The 13,157-nt window shown below is 67.2% G+C and carries 13 protein-coding genes and 2 tRNA genes; all 15 read right to left on the minus strand.

The features are described from left to right. Window positions 1–3: 3 nt before the first annotated feature. The 15 genes from nuoK to lon all read right to left on the minus strand — a co-directional run bounded on the left by nuoK (window position 4) and on the right by lon (window position 13,002). Window positions 4–312, minus strand: coding sequence for an NADH-quinone oxidoreductase subunit NuoK (nuoK, locus tag NJ376_RS11115; RefSeq protein ID WP_252953335.1), 309 nt, complete (start codon window positions 310–312; stop codon window positions 4–6). A gap of 1 nt (window position 313) precedes the next feature. After that, on the minus strand, window positions 314–1,000 hold the full coding sequence (locus NJ376_RS11120) for an NADH-quinone oxidoreductase subunit J (protein WP_252953336.1): 687 nt from the start codon (window positions 998–1,000) through the stop codon (window positions 314–316). Window positions 1,001–1,012: 12 nt separating this feature from the next. Then, window positions 1,013–1,501 (minus strand): NADH-quinone oxidoreductase subunit NuoI, encoded by a 489-nt coding sequence (nuoI, locus tag NJ376_RS11125; protein WP_252953337.1) that lies wholly within the window; start codon window positions 1,499–1,501, stop codon window positions 1,013–1,015. 8 nt (window positions 1,502–1,509) lie between these two features. After that, window positions 1,510–2,520: an NADH-quinone oxidoreductase subunit NuoH gene (nuoH, locus tag NJ376_RS11130; RefSeq protein WP_252953338.1), complete on the minus strand. Its 1,011-nt coding sequence runs from the start codon at window positions 2,518–2,520 to the stop codon at window positions 1,510–1,512. Between the two features lie 6 nt (window positions 2,521–2,526). Next, window positions 2,527–4,551 (minus strand): NADH-quinone oxidoreductase subunit NuoG, encoded by a 2,025-nt coding sequence (gene nuoG / locus NJ376_RS11135; RefSeq protein WP_252953339.1) that lies wholly within the window; start codon window positions 4,549–4,551, stop codon window positions 2,527–2,529. Between the two features lie 6 nt (window positions 4,552–4,557). Further along, a complete protein-coding gene (gene nuoF, locus NJ376_RS11140; protein WP_252953340.1) occupies window positions 4,558–5,871 on the minus strand; it encodes an NADH-quinone oxidoreductase subunit NuoF in 1,314 nt (437 codons plus the stop codon). 4 nt (window positions 5,872–5,875) lie between these two features. Next, window positions 5,876–6,508 carry a complex I 24 kDa subunit family protein gene (locus NJ376_RS11145; RefSeq protein ID WP_252953341.1) on the minus strand — a complete coding sequence of 211 codons (633 nt, stop codon included), beginning with the start codon at window positions 6,506–6,508 and terminating at the stop codon, window positions 5,876–5,878. Then, window positions 6,505–7,785: an NADH-quinone oxidoreductase subunit D gene (locus NJ376_RS11150; protein WP_252953342.1), complete on the minus strand. Its 1,281-nt coding sequence runs from the start codon at window positions 7,783–7,785 to the stop codon at window positions 6,505–6,507. The genes NJ376_RS11145 and NJ376_RS11150 overlap by 4 nt, the downstream gene beginning before the upstream one ends. Then, the gene (locus NJ376_RS11155) at window positions 7,782–8,417 is read right to left on the minus strand and encodes an NADH-quinone oxidoreductase subunit C (protein ID WP_252953398.1); all 636 of its coding nucleotides are present in this window, start codon (window positions 8,415–8,417) and stop codon (window positions 7,782–7,784) included. Before NJ376_RS11155 ends, NJ376_RS11150 begins: the two co-directional genes overlap by 4 nt. Before the next feature lies 1 nt (window position 8,418). Then, complete coding sequence (locus NJ376_RS11160) at window positions 8,419–8,976, minus strand: NuoB/complex I 20 kDa subunit family protein (protein WP_252953343.1); 558 nt, start codon at window positions 8,974–8,976, stop codon at window positions 8,419–8,421. A 28-nt stretch (window positions 8,977–9,004) separates the two neighbouring features. Then, the gene (locus NJ376_RS11165; RefSeq protein ID WP_252953344.1) at window positions 9,005–9,373 is read right to left on the minus strand and encodes an NADH-quinone oxidoreductase subunit A; all 369 of its coding nucleotides are present in this window, start codon (window positions 9,371–9,373) and stop codon (window positions 9,005–9,007) included. A gap of 323 nt (window positions 9,374–9,696) precedes the next feature. After that, window positions 9,697–9,773 (minus strand) — tRNA-Asp (locus NJ376_RS11170). Between the two features lie 69 nt (window positions 9,774–9,842). Beyond that, window positions 9,843–9,914 (minus strand) — tRNA-Val (locus NJ376_RS11175). 200 nt (window positions 9,915–10,114) lie between these two features. Then, complete coding sequence (locus NJ376_RS11180; RefSeq protein ID WP_149537351.1) at window positions 10,115–10,390, minus strand: HU family DNA-binding protein; 276 nt, start codon at window positions 10,388–10,390, stop codon at window positions 10,115–10,117. A gap of 197 nt (window positions 10,391–10,587) precedes the next feature. Continuing rightward, complete coding sequence (lon, locus tag NJ376_RS11185; RefSeq protein ID WP_252953345.1) at window positions 10,588–13,002, minus strand: endopeptidase La; 2,415 nt, start codon at window positions 13,000–13,002, stop codon at window positions 10,588–10,590. Window positions 13,003–13,157 lie beyond the last annotated feature (155 nt).

The following is a 13,157-nucleotide window of genomic DNA, read 5'->3' on the forward strand; positions in this document are numbered from 1 at the left end:
CCCCTAGCCCTTCAGGGTCGAGATGTCCTCGACCTCGATGCTGCCGCGGTTGCGGAAGTAGATGACGACGATGGCGAGGCCGATCGCGGCTTCCGCCGCGGCGACGGTCAGGACGAACATGGCGAAGACCTGCCCCGCCAGATCGTCCAGGAAGGACGAGAAGGCGACGAAGTTCAGGTTCACCGAGAGCAGGATGAGCTCGACGCTCATCAGGATGACGATGACGTTCTTCCGGTTGAGGAAGATGCCGAAGACGCCGAGCACCAGCAGGATGGCGCTGACGGTCAGGTAATGGGCGAGGCCGATCGTCATCTCAGTGATGCCCCCCGTGATGCGCATCATGCGTGACCTTGGGCGGCTCGGCCTCCGGCTCCGGCGGGCGGCGGATGCCGAGCGTGCCGATGCCGGCGCCGACCGGCACCTCCTCCAGCACCACGGAGCCGCTGCGGGCGACCTGGGCGGCGATGTTCTGCCGCCTGGTGCCCGGCCTCTCGCGGTGCGTCAGCACGATGGCACCGATCATCGCCACCAGCAGGATCAGGCCCGCGATCTGGAAGAGGTAGACGTAATCCGTGTAGAGGATACGCCCCAGCGCCGCGGCATTGGTGACGCCGCCGCCCGGGTTGGGCGAGAGGCGGAGATCATCCGCCTGGTCGGCGAAGGACCAGCCGCTCAGCACCAGCAGCAGCTCCAGGAACAATATGCCGCCGATGATGGCGCCGATCGGCGCGTAACGCTGGAACCCTTCCCGCAGCCGGGCAAAGTCGATGTCCAGCATCATGACGACGAAGAGGAACAGCACCGCGACGGCGCCGACATAGACGATGACCAGGATCATCGCCAGGAACTCCGCCCCGGCGATGAGGAAGAGCGCCGCGGCGTTGAAGAAGGCGAGGATCAGGAAGAGCACGCTGTGCACGGGATTCCGCGCCGTCACCACCATCACCGCGGAAGCGATGAGGATGGCCGCGAAAAGGTAGAAGGCGAGAGCAGCGATCATGGTCGTCCCGCCTCAGCGATAGGGGGCGTCGAGTTCGAGGCGCCGGGCGATCTCCGGCTCCCACCGGTCGCCGTTCGAGAGCAGCTTCTGCTTGTCATAGAGCAGCTCCTCGCGGGTCTCGGTGGTGAACTCGAAATTCGGCCCCTCGACGATGGCATCCACCGGGCAGGCTTCCTCGCACATGCCGCAATAGATGCACTTCACCATGTCGATGTCGTAGCGCGTGGTGCGGCGGCTGCCATCCTCGCGCGGCTCGGCCTCGATGGTGATGGCCTGGGCGGGGCAGATCGCCTCGCACAGCTTGCAGGCGATGCAGCGCTCCTCCCCGTTCGGGTAGCGGCGCAGCGCATGCTCCCCCTTGAAGCGGGGGGAGAGCGGCCCCTTCTCATAGGGGTAGTTGATGGTCACCTTGGGCTTGAAGAAATACTTCAAGGTCAGCGCCATGCCGGAGACGAGCTCCGTCAGCAGCAGGCTGCGGGCGAGGCGATCGAGCGTAGCCATGGTTCCCCTCAGGCCGGCAGCCAGCCGGTCAGCTTCAGGACGGCAGCGGTGATGACGAGCCAGACCAGGCTGAAGGGCAGGAACACCTTCCAGCCGAGGCGCATGAGCTGGTCGTAGCGGTAGCGCGGGAAGGTCGCCCGCACCCAGATGAAGACGAAGAGGCAGAGGCAGATCTTCAGCGCGAACCAGATCGGCCCGGGGATCCAGGTGAAGGGCTCCACCGCCACCGGCGGCAGCCAGCCACCGAGGAACAGGATGGTGGTCAGCGCCGACATCAGGATCATGTTGGCGTATTCGCCGAGGAAGAACAGGGCGAAGGTCATCGAGCTGTACTCGACGAAGAAGCCCGCCACCAGCTCGCTCTCGCCCTCCGGCAGGTCGAAGGGCGCCCGGTTCGTCTCCGCCAGGATGGAGACGAAGAAGATGACGAACATCGGGAAGAGCGGGATGAAGAACCAGACATTCCGCTGCGCCCGCACCACATCGCTGAGGTTCAGGGAGCCGACGCAGAGCAGCACGGTGACGATGACGAAGCCCATGGAGACTTCGTAGCTCACCATCTGCGCCGCCGAGCGCAGCGCGCCCAGGAAGGCATATTTCGAGTTGCTGGCCCAGCCGGCGATAATGATGCCGTAGACGCCGAGGGAGGAGATGGCGAAGAGGTAGAGGATGCCGACATTGATGTCGGCGATCGCCCAGCCATCATTCACCGGGATCACCGCCCAGGCCAGCATGGCCAGCATGAACAGCAGCATGGGCGCCAGGATGAAGAGGAACCGGTTCGCGCCGGAGGGCACGATGGTTTCCTTCATCAGCATCTTCAGCGCATCGGCGAAGGGCTGCAGCAGGCCGAAGGGGCCGACCACATTGGGGCCCTTCCGCAGCTGCATCGCCGCCAGCACCTTGCGCTCCGCCAGCGTCAGATAGGCGACGGCGATCAACACCGGCACCAGCAGCGCCAGGGTCTGCGCCACGGTGATGGCCAACACCCCGATGGGCGTGGAAAGGAAGCCGTCCATCGCCGCTTACTCCGCCGCCAGCCGCGCCTGCGGCGCGCCATAGACCCTCGCGCATTCCGCCATGGTGGGCGATGCGCGGCTGATCGGGTCCGCCTGCCAGTAATTCGTCACCGTCAGCGCGAAGGGCGCATCGCTGACCGCAGCCGGATCGCCGGCCGGGCCGCTGCTATCCGCGCAGCCATGCGGCACGAAGCCGCGCCCGGCGAAGACCGGGTTGGCCTCGGCCAGCTTCGCGCGCAGCGCGTCCAGCGTGTCATAGGGCAGCCTGCGGCCGAGCAGTTCGGACAGCGCGCGCAGAATCTTCCAATCCTCCCGCGCTTCGCCCGGCGGGTAGACCGCCAGGCGCCCATGCTGCACCCGCCCCTCGGTGTTCACCCAGGTGGCATCCTTCTCGGTATAGGCGGCACCGGGGAGGATGACATCGGCACGACCCGCCGCCGCCTCGCCATGATGCCCCTGGTAGACGACGAAGGCGCCATCCGGCAGCTGCGTCGGCTCGGCGCCCAGCAGGAACAGCACCTCCAGCCCCGCCGCCATGCCGCCGGTGAAGCCGAGGTCCAGCGCCGCCACCTGGCCGCCGAAATGGTGCAGCAGGTTGAAGCCGTGCCACTCCGGCTGCAGCATGTTGTTCTCGGCGGCGATCTTCCAGGCCGCCGCCAGCACCGCCGCCCCATCCGGCCGCGTGAGCGCGCCGCGGCCGAGGATCAGCATGGGCTTCTTCGCCGCCCGCAGCACCTCGTTGAAGCGGTGGCTGCCCTGGGCCAGGGCGCGCAGCGTGACACCGCCCTCCCCCAGCCAGTCATGGGCATAGGTTAGATTGAGCCCGCGCGGCCCGACGAAGCCCACCGGGAAGCCGCCCGCCACCACGCGCTTGCGGATGCGGGCATTGATCACCGGCGCTTCGGTCCGCGGATTGGCGCCGATGATCAGCAGCGCATCCGCATCCTCGATGCCGGCGATGCCGGTGTTGAAGGTGTAGAAATCGCGTCGCGAGGCGTCCACCGCCGCGCCATCGGTGCGGCATTCGAGGTTGCGGCTGCCGAGCGCGCCCATCAGGTCGCGCAGCGCCAGCGTCGCCTCGGCATCCGCCAGCGGCCCGGCCACGGCGCCGATCTTCTCGCCCGGCACGCCCTTCAGCCGGGCGGCGATGGCGGCGAAGGCCTCGCCCCAGCTCGCCGGCTGCAGCTTGCCGTCCTTCCGCACCCAGGGGCGGTCCAGCCGCCGGCGCTTCAGCCCGTCGAAGGAGAAGCGGCCGCGATCGGCCATCCACTCCTCGTTCACGTCGTCATTGGTCCGCGGCAGGATGCGCAGCACCTCGCCGGACCGGGCATCGACGCGGATATTCGTCCCGGTCGCGTCCAGCACATCGACGCTGTCCGTCTTCCGCAGCTCCCAGGGCCGGGAGACGAAGGCATAGGGGCGCGAGGTGAGCGCGCCGACCGGGCAGATATCGATGAGGTTGCCGGAAAGCTCGGTCGTCAGCGCCTTCTCGACATAGGTGCCGATTTCCATGTTCTCGCCGCGATTGGTCGCGCCGAGCTCCGGCACGCCGGCCACTTCCGTGGCGAAGCGGACGCAGCGGGTGCACTGGATGCAGCGGGTCATGATCGTCTTGATCAGCGGACCCATGTACTTGTCCGTGACGACCCGCTTCTCTTCCTTGTAGCGGCTCTTGTCCAGGCCATAGGCCATGGCTTGGTCCTGCAGGTCGCACTCGCCGCCCTGGTCGCAGATCGGGCAGTCCAGCGGGTGGTTGATGAGCAGGAATTCCATCACCCCGCGGCGGCCCTTCCGGACCATCTCGCTGTCGGTGAAGACCTTCATGCCATCCGCCACCGGATAGGCGCAGGAGGCGATGGGCTTCGGCGCCTTCTCCACCTCCACCAGGCACATCCGGCAATTGCCGGCGACGCTCAGCCGCTCATGGTAGCAGAAGCGCGGGATCTCCTTCCCCGCCGCCTCGCAGGCCTGCAGGACGGAGACACCGTTCGGCACCTCCACCTCGATGCCATCGACCGTGACCTTCGCCATAGGGGCTTACTCCGCGGCCATGGGCAGCGTCGGCTCGGGCGAGCCCTTCGCGGCCTTGTAGGCGGCAATGCGTTCTTCCATCAGCGGGCGGAAATGCCGGATGAGGCCCTGCACCGGCCAGACGCCGCCATCGGCCAGGGCGCAGATGGTGTGGCCCTCGATCTGCCGCGTCACCTGCTCCAGCACATCAATCTCCGCGACCTCCGCACGGCCTTCCACCATGCGGTCCATCATGCGCTTCACCCAGCCCATGCCCTCGCGGCAGGGGGTGCACTGGCCGCAGCTCTCATGCTTGTAGAAGGCGGAAAGCCGGGCGATCGCCTTGATGAGGTCGGTGGACTTGTCCATCACGATCACGCCCGCGGTGCCGAGGCCGGTGCGGTGTTCGCGCAGCGCGTCGAAATCCATCAGCACGTCGTCGCAGACGCTCTTCGGGATCATCGGCGTGGAGGAGCCACCGGGGATCACTGCCAGCAGATTGTCCCAGCCGCCGCGCACCCCGCCCGCATGCCGCTCGATCAGCTCGCGCAGCGGGATCGACATCTCCTCCTCCACATTGCAGGGCTTGTTCACATGGCCCTGGATGCAGAAGATCTTGGTGCCGCTGTTCTTCGGCCGGCCGAAGCCGGCGAACCAGGCGGCGCCGCGGCGGAGGATGGTCGGCACCACCGCGATGGTCTCGACATTGTTCACCGTGGAGGGGCAGCCATAGAGCCCGACGGCCGCCGGGAAGGGCGGCTTCAGCCGCGGCATCCCCTTCTTGCCCTCGAGCGACTCGATCAGCGCCGTCTCCTCGCCACAAATGTAGGCGCCGGCGCCGCGATGCACGTAGAGATCGAAATCCCAGCCGCTGCCGCAGGCATTCGGCCCGATCAGCCCCGCGGCATAGGCCTCGTCGATCGCGGCCTGCAGGACCAGGTGCTCGTTGTAGTACTCGCCGCGGACATAGATGTAGCCGGCATGCGCGCCCATCGCGACACCGGCGATGAGGCAGCCCTCCACCAGCGTGTGCGGGTCATGCCGCAGGATGTCGCGGTCCTTGCAGGTGCCGGGCTCCGATTCGTCGGAGTTCACCACCAGGTAGTGCGGCCGCCCGTCGCTCTGCTTCGGCATGAAGGACCATTTGAGGCCGGTCGGGAAGCCCGCCCCGCCCCGTCCGCGGAGGCCGGAATTCTTCACCTCCTCGATGATCCAATCGCGCCCCTTCTCGAGCAGCGCCTTGGTGCCATCCCAATGGCCGCGCTTGCGCGCCGCCTCCAGCCGCCAATCATGCAGGCCGTAGAGGTTGGTGAAGATGCGGTCCTTGTCGCTCAGCGCCATCGCATCACTCTCCCGGGATCTCGGTCAGGACCAGCGGGCCGCCTTCCGGTGCGCTGGTCTGCCGCCCGATCATGGAGCCCGGCTTGGGCCGCTCGCCGCGCCGCAGCGCCTCGATCAGCGCCACCGTCCGGGCGTAGTCCAGATCCTCGTAATAATCGTCATCGACGCAGAGGATGGGCGCGTTCACGCAGGCGCCCATGCACTCGACCTCGCTCAGCGTGAACATCCCGTCCGCGCTGGTCTGGCCATAGCCGGAGACCTGGGCCGCGTCCTTGCAGGCGCGGAAGACCTCGTCCGAGCCGCGCAGCCAGCAGGGCGTCGTGCCGCAGACCTGCAGGTGGTAGGTGCCGATCGGCTTCATGTTGAACATGAAGTAGAAGGTCGCGACCTCATAGACACGGATCGGCGCCATGCCGAGCCGCGCCGCGACGGCATCCATCCCCTTCTCCGGCACCCAGGCGCTGCCGGTCTGCCGCTTCATCTGCCGCTGCACCACATAGAGCAGCGGGATGACCGCGCTGGCCTGCCGGCCCGGCGGGTAGCGCTTGATGATCTTCTCGATCGCCGCCTCGCTCTCCGCATCGAAGGCGAAGCTCTCGGGCTGCTCGAAGGCCACCGGGGTGTCTGGCGTGGTCAACGGTCGATCTCCCCGAAGACGATGTCGAGCGAGCCGATGACTGCCACCGCATCGGCCAGCATATGCCCCTTGGAGAGCACCTCCATGGCCTGGAGATGCGCGAATCCCGGCGCGCGGATCTTGCAGCGATAGGGCCGGTTGGTGCCGTCCGCCACCAGGTAGACGCCGAATTCGCCCTTGGGCGCCTCGGTCACCGTGTAGGTGGCGCCTTCCGGCACGTGGTAGCCCTCGGTGTAGAGCTTGAAATGGTGGATGAGGCTTTCCATGGACCGCTTCATCTCGCCGCGCTTCGGCGGCGTGATCTTGTTGTCCTGGATCTTCACCGGGCCGGGCTTCAGCCGCGCCAGGCATTGCTGCACCAGCTTCAGGCTCTGGCGCATCTCCTGCACCCGCACCAGGTAGCGGTCGTAGCAATCGCCATGGCGGCCGACCGGGATCTCGAAATCGAGGTCGGCATAGATCTCGTAGGGCTGCGACTTGCGCAGATCCCAGGGCACGCCGGAGGCCCGCAGGCAGGGCCCGGAGAAGCCCCATTCCATGGCCTGCTCCGCGCTCATCACCCCGATATCCACGGTGCGCTGCTTGAAGATGCGGTTCTCCGTCAGCAGCCCTTCGAGGTCGTCCACGAATTTCGGGAATTGCTCGCACCAGCCGGCGATGCGGTCCTCGAGACTCTTCGGGATGTCGCGGGAGACGCCGCCGGCGCGGAAGTAGTTCACGTGGTAGTGGCTGCCGCCCGCCGCCTCGTAGAATTCCAGCAGGTGCTCGCGCTGCTCGAAGCCCCAGAGCGAGGGCGTGATGGCGCCGCAATCCAGCGCGTAGGTGGTGACGTTCAGCAGATGGTTCAGGATGCGCGTCAGCTCCGCGAACATGGTGCGGATGACCCGCGCCCGCTCGGGGATCTGGTCCTCGATGCGCAGCAGCTTCTCCACCGCCAGCACGTAGCTGTGCTCCATGCACATCGGGCTGACGTAATCCAGGCGGTCCATATAGGGCATCGCCTGGAGATAGGTCTTGTACTCGATCAGCTTCTCCGTGCCGCGGTGCAGCAGGCCGATATGCGGATCGGCGCGCTCCACCACTTCGCCCTTCATCTCCAGGATGAGGCGCAGCACGCCATGCGCGGCCGGGTGCTGCGGGCCGAAATTGATGGTGTGGCTGTCCACCTCGACCGTGCGGGTCCCCTCCTCCGCCCCGCTGGCGGAGGCGACCTGGCGCGGATCGGCGGCGACGGAGAGCGGCCCCGCCTCGGAGGCCATGGCGGAAGAACTGCTCATGGCTTCACCCCCTCATCCGCCTGGGAGGGCTTCGGCCCCTCGATGCGGTTCAGATGCACCTTCTCGTCGCCCGGCAGGGTGGTCAGGCCTTCCCAGGGGCTGAGGAAGTCGAAGTTGCGGAAATCCTGGGTCAGCTTCACCGGCTCATAGACCACCTGCTTGCGCTCCTCGTCGTAGCGCACCTCGACATAGCCGGTCAGCGGGAAGTCCTTGCGCAGCGGATGGCCCTCGAAGCCGTAATCCGTCAGCAGGCGGCGGAGGTCGGTCTGGCCGGCGAAGACGATGCCGTACATGTCCCAGGCCTCGCGCTCATACCAGGTGGCGGTCGGCCAGACCTCGACGACGGAGGGCACCGGAGTCGCTGCATCCGTGCTGACCACGACGCGAAGACGCTGGTTCAGCGTCAGGCTGAGGAGGTTGTAGATCACCTCGAAGCGCTCGGGCTTCTCCGGCCAATCCGTGCCGCAGATGTCCATGCATTGCTCGAAGGCGAAGCGCGGGTCGTCGCGCAGCAGCCGCATGGAGTCGGGCAGCGCCTCGCGCCGCAGGCGCAGCACCACCTCGGCGCCGCGCTCCACGCTGACGCTGTCCCGCGGGAAGGCCGCCGCGACGGCTTCGGCCAGTTGAGAGATGTCAGCCACGCAGGATGGTCCCCGTCCGCCGGATCTTCTTCTGCAGCTGGAGGATGCCGTAGATCAGGCCCTCCGCCGTCGGCGGGCAGCCCGGCACGTAGACATCCACCGGCACGATGCGGTCGCAGCCGCGCACCACGCTGTAGGAGTAGTGGTAGTAGCCGCCGCCATTGGCGCAGCTGCCCATGGAGATGACCCAGCGCGGCTCGCTCATCTGGTCGTAGACCTTGCGCAGCGCGGGGGCCATCTTGTTGGTCAGGGTGCCGGCCACGATCATCACGTCCGACTGCCGCGGCGAGCCGCGCGGGATGGTGCCGAAGCGGTCGAGGTCGTAGCGTGCCATATAGGCGTGGATCATCGGCACGGCGCAGCAGGCCAGGCCGAAGGTCATCGGCCACAGGCTGCCGGTGCGCGCCCAGTTCACCACCTTGTCCAGGTTGGCGACGACGAAGCCCTTGTCCTCGATCTCGCCGGTGATGCCCTTCACCACGGCGTCCTGCGCCGGGCCCGGCGGCAGGTGCTCACGGTTCCAGGCCAGGCTGTCGGTATTTCCGCTCATGGGTCTCTCCGGTCGGACGGTCTCGCCGTCACTCCCAGTCCAGGGCGCCCTTGCGCCATTCGTAGATGAAGCCGACGGTCAGCACGCCGAGGAAGGCGATCATCGAGAGGAAGCCGAACCAGCCGATCCCGCCGAGGGCGACCGCCCAGGGGAAGAGGAAGGCGACTTCCAGGTCGAAGATGATGAACAGGATCGCCACCAGGTAGAACCGCACGTCGAAGCGCCGGCGCGTGTCATCGAAAGGCTCGAAGCCGCATTCATAGGCCGAGAGCTTCTCGGCATTCGGCTTCTGCCGCGCCAGCAGCAGGCTGCCCCCCACCATGGCCAGGGCGATGCCGCCAGCGATGGCGAGGAAGACGAGAATCGGGAAGTACTCTGCCAGCAGCGGCTGGGTCATTCGGTGCTCCGCCCTTCTTGGCGCCCTGAGAGGGCTCCGGGGGCGCGAGGCCGCACCCTCGGCGCGCGGCGCGGCGGCCTGCCGCAGCGCAACGCGGCCGGACATTAGCCGCCCCCTGCGCCAGTGGCCATAGGGGGCAAGCTACCCATCCCAGGCCCGGAAGGAAGATTTTGCGCCAGGCGGATGCAGGGCCGAGGGGGAACGCCACCGGCCATCGCCAGGGCTGCGCCACCAGGCAACCAGGGCTGCGCCACCAGGCACAAGGAACCGAAAATACCGGGGGAGGGACCGTTCCGGCCGAGCCCCCTTCGGGGGCCGCCGCGTGGCGCGAGTGACGGGGCTCGAACCCGCGACCTCCGGCGTGACAGGCCGGCGCTCTAACCAACTGAGCTACACCCGCTTGCGGCGTGGCCCGGGGAATAGGGCCCGGCACCGTGGCTGTCAACCGCATGACATGCGGTTTCAGGAATGGGCGCTGAGGGATTCGAACCCCCGGCATCTTCGGTGTAAACGAAGCGCTCTACCGCTGAGCTAAGCGCCCTCTCGGCCCCCACCGCGGCTGCGGCCCCGGCGGGGATGCGACCGCCCGCAATGGCGGCCAGCACGGCTTCCAAGCCGCGCCGGCCGGAAAAGGCAAGCGGAAAAAGAAAAAGGGCCGGCGTCGCCGCCAGCCCTCAAAGCAGCCCGGAAGGCCCGGTCCCTAGCCCGGCCCGGGCGCGGTTCCCGGCCCGCCTCCCGGCCTCAGTTCACAGCGTCCTTGAGACCCTTGCCAGCCTTGAAGCGAACGGTGGTGGTAGCGGGAATCTTGATCTCCTCGCCGGTGCGCGGGTTGCGGCCCTTGCCGGCCTTGCGCTTGCTGGTGCTGAAGGTGCCGAAGCCCACCAGGCGGACATCCTGCTTCTTCTTCAGCGACTTGGTGATCGCCTCGAAGACGGCGTCCAGCACCTCGCCGGCCTTCGCCTTCGGCAGATCGCCGGTCTCGGCGATGATCGCCACCAGATCCTGTTTGTTTGCCATGCAGCTCCCCCTTCCCTGAGGTCACCATTCACCGACCGGAGGATTCCGGACCAGAAACCGGGCCGACTGTAGGGGGCGGGATTCTCGTGCGTCAATCGCGGGATGCCCGATTCGCGGCGGTTATCCGCCATTTTCTGCGCATCCGTGGCACCGGAAAAGCCTCAGGCCGGGCTTGCGCCCGGCCTGAGGGGGAATGCTCAATGCGGCCGCGTCGTCGCTGCCCCGTCGCCTTCGGCCGGGATCGGCGCCGGCGCCTCCGGCGGCTCCGTCCATTCGATGGCTTCGGGCTTGCGCGTCAGCGCCGTGCCGATCACCTCGTCCACATGCGAGACGGGGATGATGCTCAGCCCCTTCTTCACATTGTCCGGGATCTCGGCCAGGTCCTTCTCATTCTCCTTCGGGATGAAGACGGTGGTGATGCCGGCGCGCAGCGCCGCCAGCAGCTTCTCCTTCAGCCCACCGATCGGCAGCACCCGGCCGCGCAGCGTGATCTCGCCCGTCATCGCCACATCCTTCCGCACCGGAATGCCGGTGAGGACGGAGACGATGCTGGTCGCCATCGCGATGCCCGCGCTCGGGCCATCCTTCGGAGTCGCGCCCTCCGGCACGTGCACATGGATGTCGCGCCGGTCGAACAGCGTCGGCTTCAGGCCGAAGCTGGTCGCGCGGGAGCGGACATAGGACATCGCCGCGGAGACGCTCTCCTGCATCACGTCGCCGAGCTTGCCGGTGGTCTGCACCTTGCCCTTGCCGGGCACCGTCACGCTCTCGATGGTCAGGATCTCGCCGCCCACCTCGGTCCAGGCGAGGCCGGTGACGACGCCCACCATGTCCTCCGCCTCCGCCTCGCCGTAGCGGAACTTCCGCACGCCGGCGAATTTGTCGAGGTTCTTGACGGTGATCGTGACCTTCTTCGCCTTCTTGGAGACGATCTCGCGCACCGCCTTGCGGGCCAGCCCGCCGATCTCGCGCTCCAGGTTCCGGACGCCGGCCTCGCGCGTGTAGTAGCGCACCAGGTCGCGCAGCGCCTCGTCGGAGATGCTCCACTCGCCCGGCTTCAGCCCGTTCGCCTCGGTCTGCTTCGGGATCAGGTGGCGCTTGGCGATCTCCACCTTCTCATCCTCGGTGTAGCCGGGGATGCGGATGATCTCCATGCGGTCCAGCAGCGGCTGCGGCATGCGGAGCGAGTTCGCCGTGGTGACGAACATCACGTCCGACAGGTCGTAATCCACTTCCAGGTAGTGATCGGCGAAGGTGCCGTTCTGCTCCGGGTCCAGCACCTCCAGCAGCGCCGAGGACGGGTCGCCGCGCCAGTCGGCGCCGAGCTTGTCGATCTCGTCGAGCAGGAAGAGCGGGTTGGAGGTCTTCGCCTTCTTCATCCCCTGGATGACCTTGCCCGGCATGGAGCCGATATAGGTCCGCCGGTGGCCGCGCACCTCGGCCTCATCCCGCACGCCGCCCAGCGACATGCGGACGAAGTTGCGGCCGGTGGCCTTGGCGATCGACTTGCCGAGCGAGGTCTTGCCGACGCCGGGCGGGCCGACGAGGCAGAGGATCGGGCCCTTGATCTTCGGCGAGCGCGACTGCACCGCCAGATATTCGATGATCCGCTCCTTGACCTTCTCCAGGCCGTAGTGGTCGGCGTCCAGCACCTTCTCCGCCGCAACGATGTCGTTGCGGACCTTGCTGCGCTTCTTCCAGGGGATGGAGAGCATCCAGTCGAGGTAGTTGCGCACCACCGTCGACTCCGCGCTCATCGGCGACATGGTGCGCAGCTTCTTCAGCTCCGCCATCGCCTTCTCTCGGGCTTCCTTGGAGAGCTTGGTGGCCTTGATCTTGGCCTCCAGCTCGGCGGCCTCGTCCTTGCCGTCCTCGCCCTCGCCCAGCTCCTTCTGGATCGCCTTGAGCTGCTCGTTCAGGTAGTACTCGCGCTGGGTCTTCTCCATCTGCCGCTTGACGCGGTTGCGGATGCGCTTCTCCACCTGCAGCACGCCGATCTCGGATTCCATATGCGCGAAGACGCGCTCGAGCCGGCCGGTGGTGGACGGGGTCTCCAGCAGCTCCTGCTTCTCGGGAATCTTCAGGGAGAGATGGGCGGCGACCGTATCGGCCAGCTTGGTCGGGTCGTCGATCTGGTTGATCGAGACCAGCACCTCCGGCGCGATCTTCTTGTTCAGCTTGATGTACTGCTCGAACTGGCCGACCACGGTGCGGGCCAGCGCCTCGGTCTCGGCCGCCGGCGGCGCGGCTTCCTCGATCGTGGTCGCATAGGCCTCGAAATGGCTCTCCGTCTCCTTGAAGGCGACGATGCGGGCGCGGCGCCCGCCCTCGACCAGCACCTTCACCGTGCCGTCCGGCAGCTTGAGGAGCTGCAGGACTGTCGAGACGGTGCCGACCTGGTACAGATCCTCCGCCGCCGGATCATCCTGCGCCGCATTCTTCTGCGCCACGAGGAGGATCTGCTTGTCCTCCCGCATCACCGCTTCCAGGGCGCGGACAGATTTCTCCCGCCCGACGAAGAGCGGTACGATCATGTGGGGGAAGACGACAATGTCGCGCAGCGGCAGGACGGGGAACAATTCGCCGCGCAGTGTTTCAGGCTTATCCGCCATGATGGACCTCACGAAAGGACAGTCGACGCGGAAGACGCCCTGTCGAGGCACGCCCCCCGCGTCACGGGCATGCAATCCAGATGGGCAGCGCGGCCCCCGGCCACAAGCCCCGGCTGCACGCGGCGCCGCCGGGGCCAGCCGGAAATGGCCGGCAC

It is taken from the genome of Siccirubricoccus soli, from assembly GCF_024178315.1.
Lineage (GTDB): Bacteria > Pseudomonadota > Alphaproteobacteria > Acetobacterales > Acetobacteraceae > Siccirubricoccus > Siccirubricoccus soli.

Bases quoted from the DNA above. Each gene is read 5' to 3' on its own strand.
- nuoI (WP_252953337.1), bottom strand. From the start codon at position 1,501: ATGGCTACGCTCGATCGCCTCGCCCGCAGCCTGCTGCTGACGGAGCTC.
- NJ376_RS11150 (WP_252953342.1), bottom strand. From the start codon at position 7,785: ATGAGCAGTTCTTCCGCCATGGCCTCCGAGGCGGGGCCGCTCTCCGTC.
- nuoF (WP_252953340.1), bottom strand. From the start codon at position 5,871: ATGGCGCTGAGCGACAAGGACCGCATCTTCACCAACCTCTACGGCCTG.
- NJ376_RS11165 (WP_252953344.1), bottom strand. From the start codon at position 9,373: ATGACCCAGCCGCTGCTGGCAGAGTACTTCCCGATTCTCGTCTTCCTC.
- nuoK (WP_252953335.1), bottom strand. From the start codon at position 312: ATGACGATCGGCCTCGCCCATTACCTGACCGTCAGCGCCATCCTGCTG.
- nuoG (WP_252953339.1), bottom strand. From the start codon at position 4,551: ATGGCGAAGGTCACGGTCGATGGCATCGAGGTGGAGGTGCCGAACGGT.
- lon (WP_252953345.1), bottom strand. From the start codon at position 13,002: ATGGCGGATAAGCCTGAAACACTGCGCGGCGAATTGTTCCCCGTCCTG.
- NJ376_RS11180 (WP_149537351.1), bottom strand. From the start codon at position 10,390: ATGGCAAACAAACAGGATCTGGTGGCGATCATCGCCGAGACCGGCGAT.
- nuoH (WP_252953338.1), bottom strand. From the start codon at position 2,520: ATGGACGGCTTCCTTTCCACGCCCATCGGGGTGTTGGCCATCACCGTG.
- NJ376_RS11160 (WP_252953343.1), bottom strand. From the start codon at position 8,976: ATGAGCGGAAATACCGACAGCCTGGCCTGGAACCGTGAGCACCTGCCG.
- NJ376_RS11120 (WP_252953336.1), bottom strand. From the start codon at position 1,000: ATGATCGCTGCTCTCGCCTTCTACCTTTTCGCGGCCATCCTCATCGCT.